We start from the raw sequence: 11,517 nt of genomic DNA, 5'->3' as shown, positions 1-11,517 counted from the left end.
CGATCTGCCTGCGTCAGAGCGTTGGCAACACCACCCTCGCCGTCGACGCTGCCCAATTACAGTTCCATGGTTACAGCGACCAGCAATGCATCGCACAAGATCTGAGTGCCTGCACACAGATCCTCGTCTTCGGTATGTTCCAACTCGTTGTGACTGATACCCTTCTCGCTTGGCACGAAGATCATTGCGGTCGGAGTGCGGTCGGCCATGTACTTGGCATCATGGGTTGCACCGGAGACCATGCTCATGTGCGCGAATCCCCGACTTTCCGCCGCGTTTCGAACCACCGACACGAGGCGCTCGTCGAACTGCACGGGACTCGATCGAAGCAACGCTTTTGCGGAGACGGAGCAATGCTCGATCTCGCCCGAACAGATCTCGAGAATCCGGTCGCCCGTACGCAATAGATGCTCGGGGTCCGGATGCCTGAGATCGATGCTAAATGTGACCTTGCCGGGTACGACGTGCGGCGATGTGGGCGTCACTTCGAACCGTCCGACCGTGAAGCGCAGGACGTCGAGAGGGTCGTCCACCTCGGAGCGGATCCGGGCGATCAGTGCATTCGCCGCGACCAATGCGTCCTTGCGATGTTTTGAAGGCGTCGTGCCGGCGTGCGCTTCGAACCCTCGAACCTCGACCTGATATAGATGAAGGCCTTGAATGGCGCCGACGACACCAATGTCGCAACGCGCCCCCTCGAGCACGGGTCCCTGTTCAATATGCGCCTCTATATAGGCGAACCCCAGCGCGCCAAGCGGCCTGCTTTCCAGGGGCGGCAATTGCGAAATTTGCTGCGCCAATGCCTCACTTACAGCCATGCCCTTGGCGTCGTGCATCGCCAGTGCGCGTTCGAGCGGAACTGAGCCTGCCGCAACTGCCGAGCCCATCGTGACCGGCGCGAATCGCGAGCCCTCCTCATTCATCCAGACCACAAGTTCAACTGGACGCGCCGTTGCCACATTGTGATCGTCTAGCGTTTCGAGCACCTCGAGCCCGGCCAATACCCCAAACACTCCATCGAACTTGCCGCCGGTGGGTTGCGAATCGAGGTGCGACCCGGTCATGACGGGACTGAGATCGGAGCGGACACCCGGCCTGCGGATAAACAAATTGCCGATGGGATCGATGCTTGCCGTATAGCCCCGTGCCGTCGCCCACTGCAGTAGGAGCCGCCGCCCCTCAGTGTCTTCGGGAGTCAGTGCTTGACGGTTCACACCACCGTTGGCGGTCGCGCCGATCTGGGCCATCGCACGATGGCGATCCAGGAGCCGGTGGCCATTGATGAGAGGTGGGCCTTCAGGTTGGGAGTTGTCAATTGCCATTGTGACTGGGACACCGTAGTTTTCATGGCGTTGAATCTACCTATCAGAGGACTTCTTGTCAAGTTACTTGACTACGAAGACTCACACTTGCCTTGCTTGCATCGACGGTGCAACCTTGCGTAACCAGTTGGAGGCCCAATCGCTGGTGCTCGCGAGATCCTCCGAGCCGGGGCACGGGCAAGATTCGACCGTCGAGCAGGAAACTTCCTGCGTGCTGGCAAAGGTGGCATAGTGGCCGCCGGACCAGAAACTGATCTTGTTCCAAAGGACAAATTCGCGTGCCGAGCGTTTACACTCGAGCAAGGAGGAGCGGACCGATGAGCAACGCGAAGCGGGCGCGCTGAATGCTCGCGTTTAAATTGGAAGCGGTCCGACTGGTTTCATCCGGGTGCGGCCTCGCGGCGACAGAAGCGACGCTGAGCCCACCGGCGCAGTCGATAGCGAACTTGCCAACAGGGTGACCAGGAGGGCAAGCTCAACCCCATCACGCTCGCGAAAAAAGTCGAGCTCCCCTCAGGCAGGAGAATGATGGATAACTCCGTCGGCTATGGGATCCGTGAAACAGGGAGCAAGATCAGTTCTGGCTGAGTCCTTTATCGGGTAGTAAGCGCTTGTAGCCCAGCTAATTTTTGAAAAGATGGAAATGGATAACGAAATCGCCGTTGGCGCACGACTTAAACACGCGAGACTAAATCTCAAATTAAATTTGCGCCAGTTAGCCGACAAAGTCGGATGCACCGAAAGCTATCTATCCAAGGTTGAGAACAACAAGGTCCGACCTTCGCTACCCATGCTTCACAAGATCGCTGTAACGTTAGGAATCAGTGTCGCCAAGCTCTTTATCGATGGCGACAACGCGGAAGGGCACGTGACGGTCATGCGAGATGGACAACGACAAGTATTGCGAACGGAGCATCATCGAGCGGGAGACGCTGTGTCTTTGGAGACATTGCTTCCCAGTCATCTATGCACTCTTTTAGAAGCCAATATTCATCATGTTCCCGCAGGCGCGTCGTCTCAGGGTTTTCTTGAGCACCAAGGCGAAGAAATGGGTTTCGTGCTCCAAGGCGAACTGGAGCTTACTGTTAGCGACCAAACTGTCCGGGTAAGCGCAGGCGACTCTTTCTTTTTCCTTTCGCATTTACCGCACGGCTATCGAAATATCGGAAGCGTTGACGCTAGAGTTCTATGGGTCAATACTCCACAGAGCTTCTAACCAACATTCATGGAGCAAACACGGCCGTAAGACCGATTAATCTACCCGCTGCAACTTTTTCCTGAAGCGAAGACGCGAATGCCAACTTTTGTGTTGCGCAAGCGAGCCGTTCGCAAGTCATCACGGATGTCGATTCTTCACACCAAACGGGTGGTTCATACCGCGCACACAGATCTACGGACGGCGCTAAACGCCCCAGGAAACCGACACTGATTCAGTCTAGTCCCTGCCTATGGATTCTGCCTGTGATCCGGATCTGAGCGGTCAACGGCAGAACGACTACAACGCGCGAGACGTGCCCGGCGCCCATCCCCGTTCAGCGCTGAAGGCCAACGCGCCAGACTGAATGGCGAATAAAAGGCACGCGTCATCGTTCTGTATCAGACAGCTGACGGGCCTGCACGGAGCAAACACAGACGCCGCGCTGATTCATCCGCGTGTTTCAACTCTTAAGTGTGCATCGGCGGCACGGTCATCCCGCGCAGACGTCCGACTGAAACGGCGGGGTCCGACAGATTCTGTTGAAGCTTGCCGCCCGCGGAATATCCACTCTCCGACCCGTGTTTGCGTAGGCATGAGCGGCCTCCAGCCTCCTGATCGTGCCGCGCCGCTCGCCTCGCAACGCACTACCAGGAGGAAATCGCCATGTTCAACCGACCGTGCGCCGGTATGCGTGCCTGGTCAGCCACGGCACGAATGTGTACTCGTCGTATGCGTTGCCGCGGATCAGGATCCGGTTGGAAAGAACGATCTGAGCCGAGTTTGCGTTCAATAGCCCAGCAGCGATGAGCGATGCCGACTGCGCAATGAACTGCTCCCCGGTCACGACAGCGTAATCGCGGCAGACAGAGTCAATCACGGAATAAGTTCAGGCTGCATGTGTTCACCCAGATATAACAACAACCCCCCCTTCTATTCAGGAGTTCGAAATGAAAACCACTGCTCTTATCGCACTTTCCGTCGCCCTCTTCGCCACCGCCGGCATCGCCACAAGCGCGTCGGCGCAGGAAAAGACCCGCGCCGAAGTCCGTCAGGAACTGATCCAGGCCGAAACCCATGGCCTGCGCTTCGTCACCGACACGTCGTACCCCGAGGTCAACCCGATCTTCGAACAGCAGGTCGCCCGCCTACAGCTGCAAGGCGGCGGTACCGGCGCCCCCATGGGAGGCTCGAGCGCTGCCGGCAAGCAGGCCATCACTGCTGTCGCCCGCACCGCCGCGCCGTCGTCCTGCGTCGGCCCATCCGGCTTCTGCACACTGTATTTCGGCAGTTGACCCACGACGTCACCGTGTACGCCGTATGACCGGCCATTGCCCCCTCGTCCGAAGGAGAAACGGATCATGAAAACGCTTGTTTGCCTTACTCTGGCTGCCTGTACCCTCGCTGGCCCGCTCACGGGTTTCGCACAGTCCTCACCCGCCCCGCTGACCCGCGCCCAGGTTCGAGCTGAACTGCTGCGGCTCGAGCAGGCCGGCTACAACCCCTCCGCGGGCGACGAGGGCGACTACCCTGCCGATATCCTCGCGGCCGAAGCGAAAGTCGCCGCAGAGGACGCGCAGCGACTGGCCGCCGGGTCTGTGGGCAGTACCGGGCAGATCCGGTCCTCGCAGGCCGGCGCATCGACCAGTCCGCTGGCAGGCAACTCGCCGGCACGATGAACGCGCATGGCCGTCCATGCTGGCGGCGGCCAGCCGCACTCGCCGGACGGATCCGGGGCACCGAAACACAGGATGCCTTCGTTCGTCGGCGCGCTGGCCGCATTCGCAGCGGAAGAAATCGGTCGTGGAGGAAGTCCGCGGCTGCACGATAGGGCGAGGGACACATGAAAGACCTGATCGACAGGATGATCTATCATCCGCTCGTCGCACTGCCGACGATGCACCTGACTGATCTCATATGTGGCGTCAATGGCGGCCTGGCAGCGACTGCATTCGCGCTGGCATGTACGTTGTCGCTCAAGCTGATCGGAGTACTGCGCGGGGGGAAGCCATCGAACGGGTTCGGCGCATGCCGATCTTGACCGAACGCGTCAAATCAATGCGACGCGTCCGGCCAAACCGGCGCACGTCCGAAAAGCCACCGTCGTGGTATGCGCGAGCGACTCTGCTCTGCTGGTGTCGAACAGTCACAATCAGTCGCATCCCAGCCGCGAAGCGATTAATGAAGTTTCAGATGATCGCCTGCTGCAATGCCGACGTGCCGCGCAGTCTCTCGGCGTCCTTGCCCGACGATGCGCCGAACATGCGGCGATATTCGCGGCTGAACTGTGAGGCGCTGTCATAGCCCACGCTCAAGCCGACGCTGACCACACTGCCGTCTCTGTATCTCAATGTATATGAACCGTCGGCGATTACATAACGTTTCACAGACGCCTTTGGCAGACACAAACCAGATATGTCCAAGTGCTCTAATGCTTCCCATGATGGAGGTGGAGATCACCAGACCGGCGAGGCAAAAAGTGTCTGAAATCCGCTCCTTCTTGGGGCGCGCCATGGCGAACTTCGCAGTAGCAACGTCTGAAACCTGTGGGCAGAGCAGCCCCTCCATGCAGAGACAACCCGCTCTTTCACGTGGGATTGGTTAATTTCCGGACGGTGCAACCGGCGACTTCCTTGATGGGGTGCAAACCGTCGGTTAAACAGCGGAGCGTCGATGCTCCGAATCGGGCCGCAAGGTCCACATTCTTCGTCGCGCGCGATGCGCGTGACGGGACCAGCGAGGGATTTTCAATTATGGGTTCATTGAGCATTTGGCATTGGATGATCGTTTTGCTGATAGTCGCACTCGTTTTCGGTACGAAGAAGCTGCGCAACATCGGCGGCGATCTGGGCAGCGCAGTGAAGGGATTTAAAGAAGGCATGGCGGAAAGTGAAATGCCCGAAGGGCAGCGTGAATTGCCGCGCACCGGTGCCATGGACGTGGAAGCAAAGGACGTGGCTCGTTCGAGCGACTACCGCTAGTTACCGGATCAGCTTCGTGGTCCATTTCCAATAAGCGCGGCCTCGACCGTACCCACTCCCAACCCTCAGGATATTTGATTCCATGCTCGACCTTGGGTTGACCAAAATGGCGTTGATCGGCGTCGTCGCGCTCGTAGTGCTCGGGCCGAAACGCTTGCCCGGTGTGGCACGGACGGCGGGGGCGCTGTTTGGCCGCGCGCAACGGTATATCGACGATGTGAGAGCGGAAGTGGCTCGCGAGATTGACCTGGACGGTTTGAAGAGGACGCGCTCCGGGTTTGAAACAGAGGCGTCGAACCTCGGCATCAAGATTCACGACACTGTGCGCCAACAGGAAAGCGAACTCAACGATGCCTGGAATCTGGACACCTCGAAGTCGGACCGCGCGACGGGCGTCGGCGATCCAGATCTGACGCAGGTCTCCGGTGGTGCCTCGGGTGTCCTGACGGCCATCAGCAACGCGTCACAGACGAAGCGCGGGAACTGGCGCATCAAGCAGAGTGCCATCCCGAACTGGTACAAGCACACGACTGTGCGCAGGACGCGACTGCAATCGTGCGCATCGCGGGCGGTGTGGCGTATGCCTGAGACGCTGCGTCGCCCTATGAAGTTCTTTTGACGTCTTTCCCTGTTTTCATTTTGCGCTTACCTCTTTTCCTTCCATCGATGATTCCTGGCAGAGGCCCGGCATGAGCGACCTGCAACAGATTAACGACGAGCCCGTCGAAGAGACGTTCATTTCACACCTGGTCGAACTACGTGACCGAATTATCCGCGCAGGCGCCGCAGTAGTCCTTGTGTTCATTGGATTGGTTTATTGGGCGCCCGAAATCTTCCGACTGCTTGCCCATCCGCTGATCCAGAACTCGCCAAAAGACGGCAAGTTGATTGTCACCGACGTTACCGGCTCGTTCTTCGTGCCGATGAAGGTCACCATGATGGTCGCGCTCGTCATCGCGCTGCCCGTCGTGCTTTATCAGATCTGGGCGTTTGTCGCGCCGGGACTCTACCAGCACGAGAGGAAACTCGTCGTGCCGCTGGTCGGCAGCAGTTACACGCTGTTTCTGTGCGGCATGGCATTCGCCTATTTCTTCGTGTTTCCCACCATTTTCCATGTGATGGCGCATTACAACGCGCCACTCGGGGTGGAAATGACGACGGATATTGATAAGTATGTGGGGTTTATCCTCACCATGTTTCTTGCGTTTGGTGCGACGTTTGAGGTGCCGATCATCGTGGTGATCCTCGTGCAAATGGGATTCGTGACGGTGAAGAAGTTGCACCAACTCCGGCCATATGTGATTGTCGGCGCGTTTGCGATTTCCGCCGTTGTGACGCCACCGGACGTGTTCTCCCAACTGATTCTCGCCGTTCCGTTGGGCATTCTTTACGAGGTTGGAATCATTGCAGCAGGGATAATCGTAGGCAAGGACACGATCAAGGCGCAGGAAGCGCAAGAACGTTGATTTTCATGTGACGGCCCCCGAGCGCGCGTTCTCACGTTCACGTCCCTGCACAACTGCCGTCAATTTCGCGGCCTCCTCGGCGGCACATATCATTCAGTTGACACCGGTCAGATGGGCTGCTGACAAAGGATCTGCTCGCAGTATCGAGAGACTCGATCATCGCGCGCTGCCGACGCGCTTCTGCGACAACGCGCACGATGCGCGTCCGGTAGCGCAACAGACGGGAAGGAAAAGTTTCATCGCGAGGGCAAGCCGACCTGCCACTTTCGGGAGCAGGCGGTTACGCTCTGATTTGCCCTTTGACAGATGCGCTCACGAAAACAGCGACGGAGATTCAACCACTATCTGGCGCCCAGGCCGCAGCAACACCGATCGACTGGTCCGTGCGGCCGCTACCTCGCTGGCCGAGCCGAGCCACCGGTTCAGATCAGACAGTGCTCTGCATAGAGACGTGCGAGGGGGCATCCCCGTCAATACCAGTTCAAGTCGGTCCAGCAATTCCGGCAGACTCACTTCACCCGCCCTCTTCCGTGCCAATTTCCGTTTCTCCATAAGATAGCCCCCTTGATTCTGCCGACGACGCGCGCTGGCGTCGACGTCACCACAAATCTTCGAGATCCAGCGACATCTGTTCCTTCGTGTGCGCGCAATGAACTGCGTCGGATGCCTGTTCCGTTGGCCGCGATGGCTTCAGCACATCGAGATGGAAAACCATCCCCCTCGCCTGTCCAGCAGCAATGTCGATCTGCATGATGTTCTCAAAGTGAGATCGGCTCATCTGCATTTGCTGTTGGACATGACATTGCAACGGGACAATTCTATGCGACATAAAGACGTGTCGACTAAGTCGAGCGTCACCTGCATCGATATCAACTGAAATCGCGATTTTTCAAGGAGCACGCCGGATGTCCGCCTTGTTCACTCCTTTCAACCTTAAGGACGTATCTCTGCGCAATCGCATTGCAATTCCGCCGATGTGCCAGTACAACGCGGTCGACGGACTGATCAACGATTGGCATCGCGTGCATCTTGCCGGACTCGCACGCGGCGGCGCAGGCCTCGTCATCGTCGAGGCGACTGCGGTGTCGCCGGAGGGTCGAATTACGCCGGGCTGCACCGGCCTCTGGAGCGACCAGCAGGCACAGGCTTTTGCGCCCATCGTCGCTTCAATCCGTGCGGCCGGGGCCGTGCCCGGTATCCAGCTCGCCCATGCAGGCCGCAAAGCCAGCGCGAACCGGCCATGGGAAGGTGGCAACCACATCGCTGCCGACGATCCTCGCGGCTGGCAGACCATCGCGCCGTCGGCCATCGCATTCGGCGATCATCTGCCGAGAGTACCCAAGGCAATGACGCTTCAGGACATCGCCCGGGTGCGCAAGGATTTCGTAGCGGCCGCGAAACGCGCGCGGGACGCCGGCTTCGAATGGCTCGAACTGCACTTTGCACACGGCTATCTCGGCCAGAGTTTTTTCTCGATGCACTCGAATCAACGGAACGACGTCTATGGCGGCAGCCTCGATAACCGCAGCCGTTTCCTGCTGGAGACTCTGGCGGCGGTGCGCGATGTATGGCCCGAACATCTGCCGCTGACCGCCCGTTTCGGCGTCATCGAATACGACGGGCGCGACGAGGAGACCCTCGCCGAATCCATCGAACTGGCAAGGAACTTCAAGCGTGCGGGTCTGGACATGCTGAGCGTTAGCGTAGGCTTCTCCACACCGACAGCTCAAATTCCGTGGGCACCTGCATTCCTCGTGCCCATTGCCGAACGCATACGCCGCGAAGCGCAACTACCTGTTGCATCGGCGTGGGGCATCGATACGCCAGAACTCGCAAATCGTTGTGTTGAAAATGGACAACTCGACCTCGTGATGGTTGGGCGCGCGCATCTTGCCGATCCTCATTGGCCGTATTCCGCAGCGCGCAAGCTCGGGATCGACCGTGCGTCATGGACACTTCCCGCACCCTATGCTCATTGGCTCGAGAGCTATGCCGTTGCTGACTGAGCAGTAGCGTCTCCGATGCAGTAGGAATCCTCTTCATTCAGGCCAGGAGATCAGGCGCTGTAATCGGGCTGATACAGCGGCTGGGCGGCCTCGAACGCTGCATGTTTCGACGCGTGTGCATAGACGGCAAGAGAGCGCGGATACGCCCGCAGATCGCACTCCATGCGCAGTGCGTTGGCGATCTGCGGCACAAGGCACACATCGGCGAGCGTAGGCTGCGCGCCGAAGCACCACGGACCTGCATCGCTGCGTTCGAGCAGTCGCTCGACGCCGCCCATCCCCTCTGCAATCCAGTGCTTGTACCACGTGGTCTTCTGTTGCGGCGTGACCTTCAGTTCCGTTTCCAGATAGCGCAGGATGCGCAGATTGTTGACGGGATGGATTTCACAGGCAATCAGCAACGAGAATTCGAGCACGCGGGCGCGCAGGTTCGGTTCGAGCGGGATCAAGCGCTGTTCAGGATACTGCCGGTCGAGGTAATCGATGATCGCCAGAGACTGACCGAGCCTGAAATCCCGGTCCATCAGCGTGGGCACCAAAGCGGACGGATTCACGCTCGCAACGTAATCGGCGGCACGATGCTCGCCTGTGCGAATGTTGACGGGCAGCGTTTCATAGGCAATCCCCTTGAGAGCGAGCGCGATGCGCACGCGATACGATGTCGAACTGTTGAAGAAGCTATGGAGTTGCACAGCGAGTTCTTCCATCAATTGCAACGCCTGACGTCAAACGACGCTCACGGCGATTTCACCCAGACGATCGACGCCGACCTTCATCGTGTCGCCCTTCTGCACGGCACCGACGCCTTCAGGCGTGCCCGTGAAGATCAGATCACCCGGTTCGAGGCGGAAGAACTTCGACAGATACGCCACTGTCTCCGCGACCGACCAGATGAGATATGACACGTCGCTCTGCTGTTTGGTCTCGCCGTTGACCGTCAGCCACAGGCCGGCGTTTTCGAAGTGGCCGACCTCGCTGGTCGGATGAATCGGTCCAATCGGCGCCGAGCGGTCAAACGCCTTGCCAACCTCCCATGGACGCCCCATTTCACGCATCTTCATTTGCAGATCGCGCCGCGTCATATCGAGGCCTACCGCGTAACCCCATACGTGCTCGAGCGCCTGCTCGACATCGATATCCGAGCCGCTCTTGCCGATCACCGCTACGAGTTCAGCTTCGTAGTGGTAGTTCCGCGTCTGCGACGGATAAGCCAGTTCGAGTGTTTCGCCATAAGCGACGGGCACGATGGCATCGGCAGGCTTGCAGAAGAAGAACGGCGGTGCGCGATCTGGATCGAAGCCCATTTCGCGCGCATGCGCCGCATAGTTCCGGCCTACACAATAGACGCGGCGCACCGCGAATTGAGCGTCGCCGCCGGCGACGGGAACAGCGATGGGCGCTTCGGGCGGGAAAACAAAAGCCATAATGTTTTAACTCGACAGGGTTAAGAAAGCAGCAGCGTGCCGCGAGCAGGGCGTGCAGAAGCGAAACGGCTGCGTCTAGCTGCGTTCTTCGCGCAGCAAATTCAGTGCGGCAAGCACAGGGCGATCCGAGTAGCTGAACAACACGCTTTCCACCGATGCCGAGAGCCGCACGGGTGCCCACGACGGTGCGATGAACACGTCATGCGGTTCGAACAGGAACTCATCGTCGCCGATCCTGACCGTGCCCTTGCCTTCTACGACGCAGTAAATCGTTGCGTCTGTGCTGCGATAGGCGCGCCCCTTGAAGCCTGCGGGCAGGTACTGCATGAACGTCGCGATGCCCGGCATGGGCCAGCCGCCAGTGGCCGGATTCACGTAGCGCAGCTTCACGCCGTCCCACTCGTCGAGTTCACCATTGCGGTACAACGCGTCGAGCGCTTCGCGGCTGCGCGCGTAGGGGTAGCTGAATATCGGCGAAGTGGGATCGGATACCCGGTGCCTCACAGGTCCCATGTTGTGGCCAAAGCGCGCAAAACTGTCGCCCTCGGGCCGCGAGATCGGCTGCGTAGCCTCGGAGTAGTTTTCGGCAAAACCAGCGTCCATGTGCGCGACAAGCGGGATATCCAGGCCATCGAGCCACACAACGGGTTCGCCCCCCTCTTTCAGGGAAGGATTACCGTGGTCATGCCATGTCCATGACGGCGTAATGATGAAATCACCCGGGTGCATCGTTGTGCGTTCGCCGTTGACGGCCGTCCAGGCGCCCTTGCCTTCTACAATGAAGCGCAGCGCCGACTGCGTATGCCGGTGGCTGGGGGCAATCTCGCCGGGCAGGATCAGCTGCAGTCCGGCGTACAGGTTCGGCGTCATACTCGACTTGCCTGGGAGACCCGGGTTTTCGAGCACCAACACGCGACGCACGGCTTCTTCGGCGCTGATCAGGGAACCGGCCCGCATCACGAGATCCCGCACCTGCGCATATTTCCAGATCGCAGGCAGCGTTTTCGGCCGAGGCGCTTTCGGAACGAGGCTATGTAGCGATTCCCAAAGCGGCGTCATACGCTGGCGGGCAATCTGCTCGTAGTAAGCGGTGCGCGATGCGTCCGGATTATCGTTAGTCATT

15 protein-coding genes are annotated in these 11,517 nt (G+C 59.1%); 8 read left to right on the top strand and 7 right to left on the bottom strand.

Annotated elements, in window-relative coordinates; genetic code table 11:
* Positions 1-56: 56 nt before the first annotated feature.
* Positions 57-1,322 carry a M20 family metallo-hydrolase gene (locus M0D64_RS12865; protein ID WP_266257956.1) on the bottom strand — a complete coding sequence of 422 codons (1,266 nt, stop codon included), beginning with the start codon at positions 1,320-1,322 and terminating at the stop codon, positions 57-59.
* Between the two features lie 643 nt (positions 1,323-1,965).
* On the opposite strand from M0D64_RS12865, the gene M0D64_RS12860 reads away from it, so the two are divergent.
* Entirely contained in the window at positions 1,966-2,538 is a 573-nt protein-coding gene (locus M0D64_RS12860) for a cupin domain-containing protein (RefSeq protein ID WP_266257955.1), read from the top strand.
* A gap of 649 nt (positions 2,539-3,187) precedes the next feature.
* Here M0D64_RS12860 and M0D64_RS12855 read toward each other — a convergent pair.
* Entirely contained in the window at positions 3,188-3,397 is a 210-nt protein-coding gene (locus M0D64_RS12855; protein ID WP_172164202.1) for a hypothetical protein, read from the bottom strand.
* A gap of 70 nt (positions 3,398-3,467) precedes the next feature.
* Between M0D64_RS12855 and M0D64_RS12850 the strand changes: the two genes are divergently transcribed.
* The 3 genes from M0D64_RS12850 (at position 3,468) to M0D64_RS12840 (ending at position 4,558) form a co-directional block, all read left to right on the top strand.
* Complete coding sequence (locus M0D64_RS12850) at positions 3,468-3,812, top strand: DUF4148 domain-containing protein (protein WP_266257954.1); 345 nt, start codon at positions 3,468-3,470, stop codon at positions 3,810-3,812.
* Between the two features lie 63 nt (positions 3,813-3,875).
* Complete coding sequence (locus M0D64_RS12845) at positions 3,876-4,196, top strand: DUF4148 domain-containing protein (protein WP_266257981.1); 321 nt, start codon at positions 3,876-3,878, stop codon at positions 4,194-4,196.
* Positions 4,197-4,360: 164 nt separating this feature from the next.
* Positions 4,361-4,558, top strand: coding sequence for a hypothetical protein (locus tag M0D64_RS12840; RefSeq protein ID WP_172164246.1), 198 nt, complete (start codon positions 4,361-4,363; stop codon positions 4,556-4,558).
* 148 nt (positions 4,559-4,706) lie between these two features.
* Here M0D64_RS12840 and M0D64_RS12835 read toward each other — a convergent pair whose 3' ends face one another.
* On the bottom strand, positions 4,707-4,868 hold the full coding sequence (locus M0D64_RS12835) for a hypothetical protein (protein ID WP_216674815.1): 162 nt from the start codon (positions 4,866-4,868) through the stop codon (positions 4,707-4,709).
* A gap of 402 nt (positions 4,869-5,270) precedes the next feature.
* On the opposite strand from M0D64_RS12835, the gene tatA reads away from it, so the two are divergent.
* The 3 genes from tatA to tatC all read left to right on the top strand — a co-directional run bounded on the left by tatA (position 5,271) and on the right by tatC (position 6,964).
* Positions 5,271-5,498 carry a Sec-independent protein translocase subunit TatA gene (tatA, locus tag M0D64_RS12830; protein WP_266257953.1) on the top strand — a complete coding sequence of 76 codons (228 nt, stop codon included), beginning with the start codon at positions 5,271-5,273 and terminating at the stop codon, positions 5,496-5,498.
* 82 nt (positions 5,499-5,580) lie between these two features.
* A complete protein-coding gene (gene tatB / locus M0D64_RS12825; RefSeq protein WP_266257952.1) occupies positions 5,581-6,117 on the top strand; it encodes a Sec-independent protein translocase protein TatB in 537 nt (178 codons plus the stop codon).
* Positions 6,118-6,187: 70 nt separating this feature from the next.
* The gene (tatC, locus tag M0D64_RS12820; RefSeq protein WP_266257951.1) at positions 6,188-6,964 is read left to right on the top strand and encodes a twin-arginine translocase subunit TatC; all 777 of its coding nucleotides are present in this window, start codon (positions 6,188-6,190) and stop codon (positions 6,962-6,964) included.
* A 598-nt stretch (positions 6,965-7,562) separates the two neighbouring features.
* On the opposite strand, the gene M0D64_RS12815 is transcribed toward tatC, so the two are convergent.
* Positions 7,563-7,715 (bottom strand): hypothetical protein, encoded by a 153-nt coding sequence (locus tag M0D64_RS12815; protein WP_266257950.1) that lies wholly within the window; start codon positions 7,713-7,715, stop codon positions 7,563-7,565.
* A gap of 154 nt (positions 7,716-7,869) precedes the next feature.
* On the opposite strand from M0D64_RS12815, the gene M0D64_RS12810 reads away from it, so the two are divergent.
* Positions 7,870-8,970 carry an NADH:flavin oxidoreductase/NADH oxidase gene (locus tag M0D64_RS12810; protein WP_266257949.1) on the top strand — a complete coding sequence of 367 codons (1,101 nt, stop codon included), beginning with the start codon at positions 7,870-7,872 and terminating at the stop codon, positions 8,968-8,970.
* A gap of 50 nt (positions 8,971-9,020) precedes the next feature.
* Here M0D64_RS12810 and maiA read toward each other — a convergent pair whose 3' ends face one another.
* The 3 genes from maiA to gtdA form a co-directional block, all read right to left on the bottom strand.
* Positions 9,021-9,662, bottom strand: coding sequence for a maleylacetoacetate isomerase (maiA, locus tag M0D64_RS12805; RefSeq protein WP_266257980.1), 642 nt, complete (start codon positions 9,660-9,662; stop codon positions 9,021-9,023).
* Between the two features lie 33 nt (positions 9,663-9,695).
* Complete coding sequence (locus M0D64_RS12800; protein WP_154566260.1) at positions 9,696-10,394, bottom strand: fumarylacetoacetate hydrolase family protein; 699 nt, start codon at positions 10,392-10,394, stop codon at positions 9,696-9,698.
* Between the two features lie 75 nt (positions 10,395-10,469).
* The gene (gtdA, locus tag M0D64_RS12795; RefSeq protein WP_266257948.1) at positions 10,470-11,516 is read right to left on the bottom strand and encodes a gentisate 1,2-dioxygenase; all 1,047 of its coding nucleotides are present in this window, start codon (positions 11,514-11,516) and stop codon (positions 10,470-10,472) included.
* Position 11,517: the final 1 nt, after the last annotated feature.

The sequence above is a fragment of the Paraburkholderia sp. WS6 genome (genome assembly GCF_030464835.1).
GTDB lineage: Bacteria > Pseudomonadota > Gammaproteobacteria > Burkholderiales > Burkholderiaceae > Paraburkholderia > Paraburkholderia madseniana.
Note: the sequence above shows the minus strand (reverse complement) of the source record. Positions and strands in the feature narration are given on the sequence as shown.

Excerpts from the sequence above, each read along its gene's own strand:
- M0D64_RS12865 (WP_266257956.1), bottom strand. The coding sequence starts at position 1,322 with ATGGCAATTGACAACTCCCAACCTGAAGGCCCACCTCTCATCAATGGC.
- M0D64_RS12860 (WP_266257955.1), top strand. The coding sequence starts at position 1,966 with ATGGATAACGAAATCGCCGTTGGCGCACGACTTAAACACGCGAGACTA.
- M0D64_RS12850 (WP_266257954.1), top strand. The coding sequence starts at position 3,468 with ATGAAAACCACTGCTCTTATCGCACTTTCCGTCGCCCTCTTCGCCACC.
- M0D64_RS12840 (WP_172164246.1), top strand. The coding sequence starts at position 4,361 with ATGAAAGACCTGATCGACAGGATGATCTATCATCCGCTCGTCGCACTG.
- tatA (WP_266257953.1), top strand. The coding sequence starts at position 5,271 with ATGGGTTCATTGAGCATTTGGCATTGGATGATCGTTTTGCTGATAGTC.
- tatB (WP_266257952.1), top strand. The coding sequence starts at position 5,581 with ATGCTCGACCTTGGGTTGACCAAAATGGCGTTGATCGGCGTCGTCGCG.
- tatC (WP_266257951.1), top strand. The coding sequence starts at position 6,188 with ATGAGCGACCTGCAACAGATTAACGACGAGCCCGTCGAAGAGACGTTC.
- M0D64_RS12815 (WP_266257950.1), bottom strand. The coding sequence starts at position 7,715 with ATGCAGATCGACATTGCTGCTGGACAGGCGAGGGGGATGGTTTTCCAT.
- M0D64_RS12810 (WP_266257949.1), top strand. The coding sequence starts at position 7,870 with ATGTCCGCCTTGTTCACTCCTTTCAACCTTAAGGACGTATCTCTGCGC.
- M0D64_RS12800 (WP_154566260.1), bottom strand. The coding sequence starts at position 10,394 with ATGGCTTTTGTTTTCCCGCCCGAAGCGCCCATCGCTGTTCCCGTCGCC.
- gtdA (WP_266257948.1), bottom strand. The coding sequence starts at position 11,516 with ATGACTAACGATAATCCGGACGCATCGCGCACCGCTTACTACGAGCAG.